Source organism: Sphingomonas echinoides, from assembly GCF_029623395.1.
Lineage (GTDB): Bacteria > Pseudomonadota > Alphaproteobacteria > Sphingomonadales > Sphingomonadaceae > Sphingomonas > Sphingomonas echinoides_A.
In genome coordinates this window covers 1-12,668 of sequence record NZ_JAPYKK010000025.1, presented here as the reverse complement: position 1 = coordinate 12,668, position 12,668 = coordinate 1, and the positions used below count along the sequence as shown (strand labels likewise).

At 66.6% G+C, this 12,668-nt stretch carries 12 protein-coding genes; 1 reads left to right on the top strand and 11 read right to left on the bottom strand.

From position 1 onward, the window contains the following. Window positions 1-83 precede the first annotated feature (83 nt). Window positions 84-494 carry a SufE family protein gene (locus QBJ92_RS14120; RefSeq protein ID WP_277970343.1) on the bottom strand — a complete coding sequence of 137 codons (411 nt, stop codon included), beginning with the start codon at window positions 492-494 and terminating at the stop codon, window positions 84-86. A 90-nt stretch (window positions 495-584) separates the two neighbouring features. Continuing rightward, window positions 585-2,438, bottom strand: a complete 1,854-nt coding sequence (locus tag QBJ92_RS14115; protein WP_277970342.1) for an ABC-F family ATP-binding cassette domain-containing protein — start codon at window positions 2,436-2,438, stop codon at window positions 585-587. Between the two features lie 113 nt (window positions 2,439-2,551). On the opposite strand from QBJ92_RS14115, the gene QBJ92_RS14110 reads away from it, so the two are divergent. Next, window positions 2,552-3,013 carry a GreA/GreB family elongation factor gene (locus tag QBJ92_RS14110; protein ID WP_277970341.1) on the top strand — a complete coding sequence of 154 codons (462 nt, stop codon included), beginning with the start codon at window positions 2,552-2,554 and terminating at the stop codon, window positions 3,011-3,013. 27 nt (window positions 3,014-3,040) lie between these two features. Here QBJ92_RS14110 and QBJ92_RS14105 read toward each other — a convergent pair whose 3' ends face one another. The 9 genes from QBJ92_RS14105 to QBJ92_RS14065 form a co-directional block, all read right to left on the bottom strand. Beyond that, window positions 3,041-4,264: a hypothetical protein gene (locus QBJ92_RS14105; RefSeq protein WP_277970340.1), complete on the bottom strand. Its 1,224-nt coding sequence runs from the start codon at window positions 4,262-4,264 to the stop codon at window positions 3,041-3,043. Between the two features lie 187 nt (window positions 4,265-4,451). Beyond that, window positions 4,452-5,261: a hypothetical protein gene (locus QBJ92_RS14100; RefSeq protein ID WP_277970339.1), complete on the bottom strand. Its 810-nt coding sequence runs from the start codon at window positions 5,259-5,261 to the stop codon at window positions 4,452-4,454. Between the two features lie 33 nt (window positions 5,262-5,294). Then, entirely contained in the window at window positions 5,295-6,599 is a 1,305-nt protein-coding gene (locus QBJ92_RS14095) for a sensor histidine kinase (RefSeq protein WP_277970388.1), read from the bottom strand. A gap of 29 nt (window positions 6,600-6,628) precedes the next feature. Next, on the bottom strand, window positions 6,629-7,366 hold the full coding sequence (locus QBJ92_RS14090) for a response regulator (protein ID WP_277970338.1): 738 nt from the start codon (window positions 7,364-7,366) through the stop codon (window positions 6,629-6,631). A 34-nt stretch (window positions 7,367-7,400) separates the two neighbouring features. Next, window positions 7,401-7,901 carry an EF-hand domain-containing protein gene (locus tag QBJ92_RS14085; protein ID WP_277970337.1) on the bottom strand — a complete coding sequence of 167 codons (501 nt, stop codon included), beginning with the start codon at window positions 7,899-7,901 and terminating at the stop codon, window positions 7,401-7,403. Between the two features lie 146 nt (window positions 7,902-8,047). Beyond that, window positions 8,048-8,833 (bottom strand): thioesterase family protein, encoded by a 786-nt coding sequence (locus tag QBJ92_RS14080; protein WP_277970336.1) that lies wholly within the window; start codon window positions 8,831-8,833, stop codon window positions 8,048-8,050. Next, complete coding sequence (locus tag QBJ92_RS14075) at window positions 8,830-10,347, bottom strand: class I adenylate-forming enzyme family protein (protein ID WP_277970335.1); 1,518 nt, start codon at window positions 10,345-10,347, stop codon at window positions 8,830-8,832. Before QBJ92_RS14075 ends, QBJ92_RS14080 begins: the two co-directional genes overlap by 4 nt. Before the next feature lie 198 nt (window positions 10,348-10,545). Continuing rightward, a complete protein-coding gene (locus QBJ92_RS14070; RefSeq protein ID WP_277970334.1) occupies window positions 10,546-11,238 on the bottom strand; it encodes a glutathione binding-like protein in 693 nt (230 codons plus the stop codon). Window positions 11,239-11,281: 43 nt separating this feature from the next. Further along, complete coding sequence (locus QBJ92_RS14065; protein ID WP_277970333.1) at window positions 11,282-12,508, bottom strand: TCR/Tet family MFS transporter; 1,227 nt, start codon at window positions 12,506-12,508, stop codon at window positions 11,282-11,284. Window positions 12,509-12,668 lie beyond the last annotated feature (160 nt).

Here is a 12,668-nt window from a genome sequence, read left to right as displayed (position 1 = left end):
TCTCCAAGTCGAGGCGAGTAGAGCGACAGCCTATTCCGCTTCCCGCGCATTGTCTTGCGGTATCGAGTCCTTGCGCTGTCCTGTCAGCCCGCGACGTAGCGCGCGGCGGTTTCGCGGATCAGCGCGATCATGTTGGGAATGCCCTGCGTGCGGTTGGAACTGAGCTGCTTGCTCAGGTCGAACGGCGCGAGTTCCTTTGGCACGTCGGTGGCGAGGATCGTCGCGGGTTGCCGATCCTGCACCGCGAGCAGCACCAGCGCGATGATCCCCTTGGTGATCGCGGCATTGCTGTCGGCGAGAAAGTGCAGCGTGCCGTCGTCGCGCACCATCGGATAGACCCACACCGATGCCGAGCACCCGCGCACGAGCGTCGCATCAGTCTTGAGCGGATCGGGCATCGGTTCCAGCTCTCGCCCGAGGTCGATCAGGAGGCGGTACCGATCGTCCGCCTCGAGGAAGCTGTATTCGGATTCGATGTCGGCGAGCGTTTGCATGGCCGCGCTATAGGCGGGGCGGGCGGGGTTCGTCACGCACGAGTTGACGTGCCGTGGTCCATCGCGCCCCCGCCGCCCCCCGGCGCTGTCTCAGGCCGTTTCCAGCGACTCACTCACCTCGAACCAGACCGCTTCCGCCGCGCCGAGCTTCTTGCTGATCTGCGCGTGCTGCTTTTGCAGTTCCGCCGCGTTCATCCGCGACAACCACGCTTCCGCCGCCGAAGGGTCGGCGATCGCACGGTCGACCGCGTTGAGCTGCTTGGTCAGCTTGGCGACCAGCGCCTCCGCTTCGTGCGCCTTCTTCTGCAACGCGACCGCGGCTGCGGAGACCTGCGGCTTGTCGTCCTTCTTGACCGCCTTGGACTTGGCGCCTTCACCGCCACCGTCGCCCGCGAGCACGAAGGCGATATAATCCTCCATGCTCCCCGCATATTCCTTTGCGGTGCCGCCATCGACCAGCACCAGCCGGTCGGCGGTCAGCTCGACCATGTGGCGATCGTGGCTGACGAGGATGACTGCACCGTCATAGGCGTTGAGCGCCTGCACCAGCGCCTCGCGCGCATCGACGTCGAGATGGTTCGTCGGTTCGTCGAGGATCAGCATGTGCGGTGCATCGCGCGTGATCAGCGCGAGCGCCAGACGCGCGCGCTCGCCGCCCGAGAGCTTGCCGACCTTCTGCGTCGCTTTGACCCCCGAGAAGCCGAACCGCCCGAGTTGCGCGCGGACTGCGCCGGGCGTCTTGCCCGACATCATCCGCGTCATATGTTCGAGCGGGGTGTCGTCGCCGTCGAGTTCCTCGACCTGATATTGGGTGAAATAGCCGACGCGCATCTTGCCGCTGGCGTTCATCTCGCCGTCCATCGTCGGCAATTGCGCGGCGAGCAGGCGGGCGAGGGTGGTCTTGCCGTTGCCGTTGCGGCCGAGCAGCGCGACGCGGTCATCCGGATCGAGCCGCAGGTTGAGCCGCTGGAGGATCGGCTTTTCCGCATAGCCGACGGCGGCCATGTCGAGCGTGATCAGCGGCGGGCGCAATTCCTCGGGGCTCGGGAATTCGAACGACAGCGTCGGATCCTCCGCCATCGACGCGATCGGCTGCATCTTGGCAAGCATCTTCTGACGGCTCTGCGCCTGTTTCGCGGTCGAGGCGCGCGCGCTGTTCTTGGCGATATATTCGCTGAGCTTCGCCCGCTGCGTATCCTGCGCGGCCTTGGCGGCGGCGAGCTGGGCGACGCGTTCGGCACGCTGACGCTCGAAGCTATCGTAGCCGCCGGTGTAGAGGTGGACCTTGCCGCCCTCGAGATGGAGGATCGTGTCGACCACGTTGTTGAGCAGATCGCGCTCGTGGCTGATGACGACCATCATCGCGGGGTAGCTCTTGAGGAAATTCTCGAGCCACAGCGTCGCTTCGAGATCGAGATGGTTCGAGGGCTCGTCGAGCAGCAGCAGATCGGGTTCGGAGAACAGCAGCGAGGCGAGCGCGACGCGCATCTTCCAGCCGCCCGAATAGCTGTCGAGCGGACGGCCCTGCATTTCCTCGTCGAAACCGAGGCCGACGAGAATGCGTGCGGCGCGGGCCGGGGCGGTATAGGCGTCGATCGCGATCAGCCGCTCGTGGATTTCGCCGACGCGGTTGGGGTCCTGGCTCGTCTCGGCCTCGACCAGCAACTCTGCGCGTTCGGTATCGGCGGCGAGCACCTGCTCGATCGGGGTGGTCGTGCCCGAGGGCGCTTCCTGCGCGATATAACCGATGCGGGTGCCGCGCGGCATCTCGATCTCGCCGAGGTCGGGTTCGAGCTGGCCAATCATGACCTTCATCAGCGTGGACTTGCCCGCGCCGTTGCGTCCGATCAGACCGACGCGACTCTTCGGCGGCAAGGCCGCGCTCGCGCCGTCGAGAATGGCGCGCCCGCCGAGGCGCACCGTGATACCGTTGATGTTCAGCATGCGCGACCGCGTAGCAGAATGTTGCGTCGCACCCAAGGGGCTGATCTTGCCGTCGGTGCGTTGCTGGACATTCCCGGTCGTTGGCCGGATGATACAGCCATGAGGACGACCCGATGAGCGTAGCGTTTCGCCGTGAAAGCGACGAGGAACATCTCGAACCCAAGTTCGAACGACCGATCGCGCCGGGGCCGAATCTCGTCACGGCGCGCGGACTGGCGCTGATCGACGCGGAGGTCGCGCGTCTGGAAGCGGCGCTGGAGCAAGCCTCCGACGAGGACCGTCCCGCCTTGCTGCGCGAGCAACGCTATTGGCATACGCGGCAGACCACCGCCGAAGTGGTCGCGGCCCCCGCGGCGGGGGAGATCGGGATTGGCAGCCGCGTGACCTTCACGATGGGCGGCGAGCAACGCGTGGTCGAGATCGTCGGCGGGGACGAGGCGGATCCGACGGAAGGGCGGATCGGCTATCAGGCGCCACTCGCCCGCGCGTTGATGGACGCCGAGGTCGGCGAGACGGTCGCCTTCGCCGGACGCCCCGACGCAATCGAAGTCCTGAGCGTCGCTGATATCGGTTGAGCGCCGGGTCGGGCGACCCGGACGCGCTCATTGCGCGCCCAGCACCCCCCACATCAGGTCGTAACCAATGTAGCCGGAAGCCGGGGCGTTGGGACCGATCGTTGTGTTGACGCGTCCGGGTTTGCCACTGGCGTTGAACGATGCGCCCGCGTGGCACGATATGCATGATGATTTCGTCAGGGCGACGTTGGCATTGAGCGTCTCGATCACCGGGCTGCCGAGCAGAGTCGGAAGGCCGTTTGCGGTGAACGCGGTTTGCGATCCGGTCATGCAATAATTGGCGAACACAGGCGCCACGCTCGCATTGGTCATCATCGCCGAAACGGCTGCGGTCTTCGGGCATGCGCCGTACTGACCCCAGGCGGTCGGGTTCGGCGGCACATACGTTTTCGTTGCGCCGTAGCTGTCGGTGCAACCGGTCACGTCGCACCGCCCCGGCACGAACGCGTTCTCGAAGTTGGCCCACACCCAGTTCGGGAAACCGGGCGACTTCACCATCAAATGCATGCTCGTCATGGCGAAAGGCTTCGTTTCACCGGTTTCGAGCTTTACCGAGGATGTGTAGAAATTGGTCGTGACGAAAGACTCGGACTGGCCCAGCCATGTTGCAAGCGTTTTGACCGGGATCCAGTCCGCCTTCACTTCCAGTGTGTTCCATGGAAGGGATACGGGCTGATTGGTCGCATAATATTGCACCAGGCCGGCCGTCGACCATAAGCCATTGGTGACGAGATAGTCGAAGCTTGGACGATCGCGCCGAACTTCCTCACCGATGCAGCCGTCCTTGGGGAACTTCGAGCCCTTGGCGGCCTGGTCGATCCCGGAGGGCTTTCCACAGCCTTGCTTCGGGCCGATCACTTCGATCTTGAACCTGCTCGGTTCTCCCGTCGCGGGATGGGCGTTGGTCCGTCCAAGCAAGCTTCGCTGCAGCGTCTTGGTCGCGTTCGTAGCGCTGGGCCAGGTCGGCGAATTGCACACCGAGGCCGATGAGGGCTTCGGGCTCGGGCAGGGGTTGGACACATAGATGTCCTGGTCCGAAGCGAAGGTTTCGTACGTGACCTTGCCAACGGTCCCCGAGGGCGACACCGCCAGGACGAATTGCTGCCAAGACGCCACGTCCGGCACGACGGGCGGGACGAGCTGCGCCTTGGCGCCCGTGTCAGTCCCGCTGAGTGAAAGCCCGACAATCGTCGTCGCGAAGATCGCCGCCGTCGCGGTGAAACGGTACCGCTTGGCCGAGAATGCAGACATGCCCGATGCTCCTGAAAGGGTGCTACTGGGTACGCGTCACACGACAGCAATGTCCGGATGGCAGGAGGATGCGCCGCGCTCTTGCCAGGGGCAAGTCGCCGACTTCATTATGGGGCGGGTTCTGTTTGAGGTACGCTTTCGGGACAAGTGCCGATATTGATTTCAGATCGAAATCATCTTCCGCAAATCACCCCCGATGCGGATCTTGTTCCTGGTGTCTCTCGCTCGGACCGAAGCTCGTATCGATGCCGCCGTATTTCATTTCCAGATACCGGCCCTGCACCGCGACCGCATCGAGCGCACCGTGCGCGAGGTGGTCGGTCATCCGGCTGATTTCGGCATCGATGAGCCGCAAGCCATCGGTCAGCTGTGCGTTCGGCGTCCGTCCGTCCGACTGTGCAATCGTCCGGCGGGACAGCGGGACGGCGCGCCAGTGATCAATCAGATCCGGCAGCTCGGTCGCGATCAGTTTGCGAACCGAATCGGCGGCGGGGCTCCGCGGGTCGAGCCGCGCGGTCTGCGGCGCGAGGTCGGCAAGCCGCTGCGCCAGCGTATCGGTCAGCGATGCGGCAGGGGGAGGCAAGCCGCGCCGTTGCGCCGCGAGCCATATCGTCATCTCGGTGGTGAGGTCGGGGAGGGCGGCTGCGGTCAGCGCCTGGCGTCCCTGCGGGCCGGGCTTGGTACGCTTGGCGATCATCATGACGAGCACGATCATCACCGCAACCGCGATGACGTTCGCCGCCATCGCGGGGAGGAACGCGCCCAAGCCCACCCACACCAGCAGACACGCCGCGACCGCAAGTCCGAGCAGCATGAGGACACGCTGTTCGCGGCGTCGACGCGCTTGCTTCTCCCGCCGGGCCTGGGCGCGGCCTTCGGGCGATAGCCGCCGCAACAATTCCTCGGCCTGGGTCAGACCGACGTCGGCAAATCCGGCGGCGACGGTGCGCGCACGCCGGGCGATCTCCTTGCCCTCTCCTGGCGTTTCGTCGGGCATGTCCTATTCCTCAGCGCGGGGGCCGCATGCTCTTTACCGCGGCAACGTGATCCGCGCCACCAGTCCACCGCCCACACGGTTCTCGAGCGAGATATCGCCGCCTGCGTCGCGCACGATCGAGCGCGCCAGCGCGAGGCCCAGTCCGATCCCCCCGGTCCCGCGATTGCGCGAGGTTTCCAGCCGGGTGAACGCGTCGAACACGTCTTCGAACCGCTCGGCGGGAATGCCCGGGCCACGGTCGCACACAACAATTTCGACGGCGCGCGGCGACGCCTTCACCATCACCTCGGCGGACCCCGCGTATTTGAGCGCATTCTCGATCAGGTTGCGCACCGCGCGTCGCATCAACCCGGGACGAAGCCGCATCCGTAGCCGTTCGGCTTCCTCGAACACCACGTCGCTGCCGAGATCGCGGAAATCCTCGACCACCGCATCGACCAGCGCGGCAAGATCGACTTCGGTCGGTGGTTCGCTCGGGCGACCGAGCCGCGCGAGCGACAGGATATCGTCGAGCGTGCTGTTCATCTCGGCGATCGTCTCGGCCATCTTTTCGCGGTCGGTGTCATCTTCGACCGACTCGATCCGCACCCGCAACGCCGCCAACGGCGTACGCAGGTCGTGCCCGATCGCGCCGAGCATCCGGTCCTTTTCGTCGAGCATCGCGGTGACGCGCAACCGCAGCGCGTTGAACGCGATGATCGTGTCGCGCACGTCCTGCGGTCCACCTTCCGCCACCGGAATGTCGACCTCGCCCGGCACGAAGCTGCGCGCGGCGTGGGCCAGGCTTTGCAGCGGGCGCGAAATGCGGCGCCCGGCCCACAACAACGGGATCAGGACGACGGCGTAGAGGACGAGCGTTTGCGCGACGAGCCGCCACAGCAACCAGCTGTCATTCCGCGACCATGGCAGGTTGAGCGCAAGCCAGCGATGATCCGGACGCTCGACTGCGATGACCAATTCTCCCCCGTCGCGCAGCATCCGTTCGGCACGCTCCGGCCGGATGAAGCGCAAGCGGGGATTGTCGCGCGTGAGCGGGATGACCTGCGTCTCGATCCGACCCGCCTTCATCCCGACATCGTGGAGCGCGCCGCGCAGCGCCTGTTCGATTTCCGGCCGTCGCGTGTCGTCGATCCGGATCGGGGACGTCGCCACCAGCCGCAACCGGCGATTCTGCGTGCCGAGCCGTCGCCCTGCCGTCAGCCGCTCTTCCGCATCGACGATCCGCGCGACCGCGGGGCCGGTCGCCTGTTCGATCCGCGCCTGGCGACGGTCGTGCAGGAACAGCGTGAAATTGATCGCCTGGGCGAAGAACAGCGCGACCGCGATCAGCAGCGCCATCTGGCTGCCGAGGCTGCGGGGCAGCAGTTTCACAGTCGAGTCACTTCGGCCGCGAGCGTGTAGCCGCCGCCCCATACCGTCTTGATCAGGTCGGGCGTCTTGGGGTCGGTTTCGATCTTGCGGCGCAGGCGGCTGACCTGATTGTCGATCGCGCGGTCGAACGCGGCGGCCTCGCGTCCTTGCGTCAGGTCGAGCAACTGATCGCGCGTCAGCACCTGGCGCGGGCGCGTGACCAGCGCGTGGAGCAGATTATACTCGCCGGTCGACAGCGGAACCGACACGCCGTCGCGGTCGACCAGCGTGCGCTCGCCCGATTTGAGGACCCAGCCGGCGAAGGCGAAAGACCCCGTTTCCGGCGCATGGTGTCGCACGCCCCCGGCCGCCGCGCGCCGCAGGATCACCTTGACCCGCGCGGCGAGTTCGCGCGGCGAGAAGGGTTTCACGACATAATCGTCCGCGCCCATTTCGAGCCCGACGATCCGGTCGGTTTCCTCGGTGCGGGCGGTCAGCAGGATCACCGGGATCTCGCCGGTCTCGCGGATATGGCGGGTGAGGCTCAGCCCGTCCTCGCCCGGCATCATGATGTCGAGGATGACGAGATCGATCGCATAGGCGTTCATCCGCGCGCGCGCGGCCTCGGCATCGCCTGCCTGAGTCACGCGGAAACCCTGCCGTGTCAGATACTGCGCGAGCGGCTCGCGGATCGAGCGTTCGTCGTCGACGAGGAGCAGGTGCGGTGAGTCGCGTGGAGGATCGGGGTTCGGCATGCTGTCGTGCTCGAGAAGAGGGATGACGGCGCCGCTATTGCGCGGGCGGAGGCGACGGCGTCGTGGAGGCGTCCGCTGCGTCGCCGCGCCCGCTGGCCTGGCGGGCGCGGGCGGCGTCGGCCCAGCTCTTCATCTCGGCGGCGCTGATCTGCCCGTCACGGTCGGCGTCGATCCGGTCGAAGCGATTGCCCGCCTGGACCAGATATTCGGAGCGGGACAGTTTGCCGTCATGATCCGCATCCGCGCGCGTCATCATCCGCGCGCCGGGGCCGGCCATTTCATCGGGGGTGAGAAATCCGTCATGGTTGAGATCGAGCCGGTCGAACCGCTGGCTCGCCTGCGCGTCCGCCTCGGCGCGGGAGATCTTGCCGTCCATATTGGCATCCGCGCGCGCCATACCCGCCATCGGGCCCGTCATCCGGCCCGCCATCCGATCGCCGCCACGTGGCTGCGGCGTCGCGGACGGCTGTTGCGCGCTGACGCCGAAGGGCACCGCCAGGATCATCGCGCTCGCCACGAACAGATGCTTGTGCATTACCAGTTCCTTCCCGGGGGGCGGGTCCAGAGGCCGTACGCCCGCGTGCCGATGCTTGCGCTTTTGGAGCGTAGCCGTCGCCGGTTTATGTCGGCAATCCGCGAAACTGTATCAAAATGTCGCGAAAGGCCGCCGGATCGGGCGCGTCAGCCGAAGATCGCGACGCTTTGCATGGCCTGCGCGACCGGCTCGCCGTCCGCGTTCCACACCATCATCGTCTGGCTCGATCCGCCCGCGACCGCATGCTCCGACCGCGCCGACAGCAGCCACCAGCCGTCGGTCGTGCGCGGGGTCGGGGTGAGCAGGTTGACGATCCAGGTGAGCGAACTGAGCGGCACGAATTCCTTGCCGAACAGCTTGAACGCGGCCGGGGGCAGCGCATCGCCGATCGCCATCAGCTCGACCATCGGGTCGATCCCACTGTGGTCGCGCAGCCGCGCCCAGCGCAACCACTCCGCCGCGCCGAGGCAGCGGTCACCGTCCTGCTTGAGATCGAGGAAGTTGAAATTACCGGTGAAGAACTCGTCCGGGCCGGTGTAGAGCGTGGCGTCCGCCGCCGGGGGCGGCAGCGGTTTGCGCAAGCCTCCCTGCAGGTCGACGCGCGACGGATGCCCGTCCATGAACACGAACGTCGCACGATAGCCCAGCCCCGCGTCCGAATGGATGTCCGCCTGAATGAACGCAGCGGTCCGCCCGCGCCGCAGCTTGGTCGCGGTCACCGTGATTTCGCCCGCCAGCGGCCCGATGAACGCCACTTGCGCCGAGCGCAGCGGCGGCAGATCGGGCTCGACGCCTTGCGCCGCGTGCAGCGCAAGCGCGCTCGACAGGCCGCCATAGGCCGTTCGGCCTTGCAGCCAGTCGGACGGCACCGTCGCGCGAAACCCGCTATCGACCGGGGTTGCGGCGGCGAGAATGTCGGCGATCGGCGTCATGCCGACAACCGGTCGCGCAGCTCGCGCTTGAGAACCTTGCCGATCGCGCTGCGCGGAAGTTCGTCGATCGCGTGGAGCGCGGACAGGCGCTGCGTCTTGCCGAGCCGCGCGTTGGTCCAGTCGAGGATCTCGTCGATGCTCGCATCCACCCCGGTATGCGGCACGTAGAAGCCGACCGGCGTCTCGCCCCAGGCCTCGGACGGAACGCCGATCACGCTGCAATCGGCAACCGCGGGATGCTGCGCGAGAACCGCCTCGAGATCGGTCGGATAGACGTTGAACCCGCCCGAGATGATCAGGTCCTTCTTGCGGTCGAGCAACGTCAGGAACCCGTCCGCGTCGAACCGCCCGACGTCTCCGTGGCGGATGAAGCGGTTGCCCGCGGCATCGAACCATTCCGCCGCCGATGTTGCTTCGGCGCGCCCGTGATAGGCGGTCATCATCGCGGGCGATCGGCCGACGACTTCGCCCATTTCGCCCTGCGCGACTTCGCGACCGTCGTCGTCGATCAGGCGGATGTCATGCCCCTCGACCGGGCGACCCACCGTGTGGAGCTTGTCCGGATGCGCGTTCGCGACGAGCAGGCACGTGCCGCCGCCCTCGGTCATCCCGTAATATTCGACCAGCAGTCCCGGCCAGCGCGCGACGACATCGGCCTTGAGCGCGGCGGGGAAGGGCGCGCTGGTGCAGGTCTTGAACGCAAAACGCGACAGGTCGAACCGGTCGAAATCGGCGAGCCCCATGATCCGGCTGTACTGGACGGGGACGAGCATCGTGTGCGTCGCGCGGTGGCGTTCGGCGAGCTGGCAAAAGCCGCGCGCGTCGAACTTCTTCATCAGCACGACCGTCCCGCCCCAGCCGAGCGTCGGCAGGAAGCTGACCAGCGTGGTGTTCGAATAGAGCGGGGTCGCGATGATCGTCACCGCATTTGCGAACCCGGCGGCTTCGTTGCGGCTGATGTGCGCCCAGCGCATCGCGTGACTCTGAACGATCCCCTTGGGCGTGCCGGTGGTGCCCGAGGAATAGATGATGTTGAACGGGTCTTCCAGCGCGATCGTCACCGGCTGCGGGCGGGCGCCGTCGGGCGCGATCCAGTGGCCGAGCGACTTGAGATGAACGAGCTTGCCGGGAATACGCTGTCCCCCCATCGCGGCGGCGGCGTCCGCATCGATGAAGGTGATCGGCGCGGCGCAATCCGCGATCATCGCGACGATCGCCTCGGGTGTGGCGGAGGGGGCGATCGGGGTGGCGACGCACCCGGCGCGAAGCGCGCCGAGGAAGACCGCGGCATAATCGATACTCGCCGCCCCGACGATCGCGACCGCATCGCCCTGCCGGACGCCGTCGCGTTGCAGCGCGGCGGCAATCCGGTCCATCAACGCGTCGAGCGCGGCATAATCGATCTCGCCACCCGCCTCGGCAAGCGCGACCTTGTCGCCGCGCTCCTGTGCGTGTGCGCGGATCAGGTCGGGCAGGGTGGCGAAGTCGCTGGCGAGGAGGGCGGCGGCGGTCATGAAGCCTCGTTTCGGAATCCGGACATTCGAGTCTGCTAGGGCAGATGAGGGTAGAACGCCATACGGGGCGTTCGAACGGCAAGTGCCGGCACCCGATACGGGTCGAACGCCCCATCGCCGTTCGGGGTGAGCGAAGTCGAAGCTGAAGCGCCGCGTCGGCCCTTTGACTTCGCTCAGGGCGAACGGGGGGGTGGGTGACTAACGCGCCGCCGCAGTCTGCCCGAACAGGATCTTCTTCGCTTCTTCGGTCATCGGTTTCTGCTCGCTGACCGCGGCCCCCTTGGCGTAGGCCGTGACGGTCGCGGGCCGCGCGGCGATCGCCTCGAACCAGCGTTTCACATTTGGGAAATCCTCTAGCGTCTGGCCTTGCCGCGCATACGGCACGATCCACGGATAGGCCGCCATGTCGGCGATCGAATAACTGCCGGTGATGAAGTCGCGTCCCTCCAGCCGCCGGTCGAGCACGCCGTACAACCGATTGGTTTCCTTGACGTAGCGGTCGATCGCATACGGAATCTTCTCGGGCGCATAGCCGCTGAAATGATGGTTCTGCCCAAGCATCGGCCCAAGCCCGCCCATTTGCCACATCAGCCACTGGACCGTCTCGGTCCGCCCACGCACGTCAGTGGGAATGAACTTCGCGTATTTGTCCGCGAGGTACAGCAGGATCGCGCCGGATTCGAAGATCGCGATCGGCTCGCCGCCATCGGCCGGATCGTGATCGACGATCGCGGGCATGCGGTTGTTGGGCGCGATCTTGAGGAAATCGGGCTCGAATTGCGCGCCGGTCCCGATGTTGACCGGCACGATCCGATACGCGACCCCGGCTTCCTCGAGGAACAGCGTGATCTTGTGGCCATTCGGCGTTGGCCAGTAATGCAGGTCGATCATGCGCGCAGGCTCCTGTTGTGTCGGGCGGAAGATGGGGAGACCGTTACGCCTGCGCAATCGCGTCCGGCGCAGAGGCGACACGGTCCAGCACTTTCCACACCACGATGACGAGCGCCGCAAGCGCGAGACCGGCGGCGAGCAGGAACGCCGCACCGACGAAGCCGTGGTCGACTCCAGCGGCGAGGGCCTGCGTCATCAGCAACGGACTGAGGATCGAGGCGATACTGCCGAGGCTGCCCAGCCCACCCTGCAACGCGCCCTGCCGTTCCGGCCCGACCATCCGCGACAGCAGCCCGTTGACCGCAGGGCCGACGAACCCGGACAGCGCCGCGATTGGCATGATCGCATAGGCCTGCCACCCGGCAGTGACGAAGGCGAACGCGAGAAAGCCCGCCGCATCCGCCACCAGCCCGATCACCAGCGCCCGCCGATCGCCGATCCGCGCGATCACCGGGCCGATGACGAGGCCTTGCACCAGCGCCATGATCAGCCCGATGTACGCGAGGCTCCATCCGATTGCGCTCGGGCTCCAGTCGAAACGGATCGTCGCCCAGAATGCCCAGGTCGCCGGATAGACCATGTGCGAGAGCTGATAGACGAAGCAGGCCGCGAGCAACGGGACCGCGATGCGCACCGCGAACAAGGGTTTGAACGCGCCGACGATATGCGCGTCGCGCCAGTGGAACGCGCGGCGATGGTCGCGCGCCAGCGTCTCGGGCATCGCGATTGCCATCACCGCCGCGTTGCCGAGCGCGAGCACCGCTGCCGCAATGAACGGCGCGCGCGGCCCCATGCCCGCGAGCAGTCCGCCAATCGCGGGGCCGATCACGAAGCCGATCCCGAACGCCGCGCTGATATAGCCGAAGGCGGCGCTGCGGCGTTCGGGCGGGGTGACATCCGCGATCACCGAGCTCGCGGGACCATAGACCGCGCCCGCAATCCCCGCGACGGTCCGACCGAGGAACAGCCACGCCAGCGTCGGCGCAATCGCCATCAGCGCATAATCCACCCCGAACGCGAGCATCGACGCGATCAGCACCGGGCGCCGCCCGAAGCGATCGCTGAGGTTGCCGAGTACCGGCCCCGCGACGAATTGCGCGAGCGCGAAGGCGACGAGCATATAGCCCGCAACGCGCGTCGCCGTTTCCAGATCGATATGGCCGAGCTGCCGCAGCAGCGTCGGGAACACCGGCATGACGATCCCGAAGCCGATCGTATCGATCAGCACCGCGGCGAGCACGATCGGCATGGCACGCGTATTGGATGGCATTGGACGGTCCCCCCCCCCCCCGGGATGGGGAGTTTACGCAAAAACCGAAATAGCGCGACCCGTTTCCGCCGCGTGGGGCGGGACGTTGCAGCGCAACTTGGAAACCGCGCAACATTTCCGTTCGCCCTGAGCGAAGTCGAAGGGCTGCTCGTTCACTTAG

Bases quoted from the DNA above. Each gene is read 5' to 3' on its own strand.
- QBJ92_RS14095 (WP_277970388.1), bottom strand. From the start codon at position 6,599: ATGGCGCTGCTGATCGCGGTCGCGCTGTTCTTCGCCCAGGCGATCAAT.
- QBJ92_RS14075 (WP_277970335.1), bottom strand. From the start codon at position 10,347: ATGACCGCCGCCGCCCTCCTCGCCAGCGACTTCGCCACCCTGCCCGAC.
- QBJ92_RS14080 (WP_277970336.1), bottom strand. From the start codon at position 8,833: ATGACGCCGATCGCCGACATTCTCGCCGCCGCAACCCCGGTCGATAGC.
- QBJ92_RS14105 (WP_277970340.1), bottom strand. From the start codon at position 4,264: ATGTCTGCATTCTCGGCCAAGCGGTACCGTTTCACCGCGACGGCGGCG.
- QBJ92_RS14085 (WP_277970337.1), bottom strand. From the start codon at position 7,901: ATGCACAAGCATCTGTTCGTGGCGAGCGCGATGATCCTGGCGGTGCCC.
- QBJ92_RS14070 (WP_277970334.1), bottom strand. From the start codon at position 11,238: ATGATCGACCTGCATTACTGGCCAACGCCGAATGGCCACAAGATCACG.
- QBJ92_RS14100 (WP_277970339.1), bottom strand. From the start codon at position 5,261: ATGCCCGACGAAACGCCAGGAGAGGGCAAGGAGATCGCCCGGCGTGCG.
- QBJ92_RS14115 (WP_277970342.1), bottom strand. From the start codon at position 2,438: ATGCTGAACATCAACGGTATCACGGTGCGCCTCGGCGGGCGCGCCATT.
- QBJ92_RS14120 (WP_277970343.1), bottom strand. From the start codon at position 494: ATGCAAACGCTCGCCGACATCGAATCCGAATACAGCTTCCTCGAGGCG.
- QBJ92_RS14065 (WP_277970333.1), bottom strand. From the start codon at position 12,508: ATGCCATCCAATACGCGTGCCATGCCGATCGTGCTCGCCGCGGTGCTG.
- QBJ92_RS14110 (WP_277970341.1), top strand. From the start codon at position 2,552: ATGAGCGTAGCGTTTCGCCGTGAAAGCGACGAGGAACATCTCGAACCC.
- QBJ92_RS14090 (WP_277970338.1), bottom strand. From the start codon at position 7,366: ATGCCGAACCCCGATCCTCCACGCGACTCACCGCACCTGCTCCTCGTC.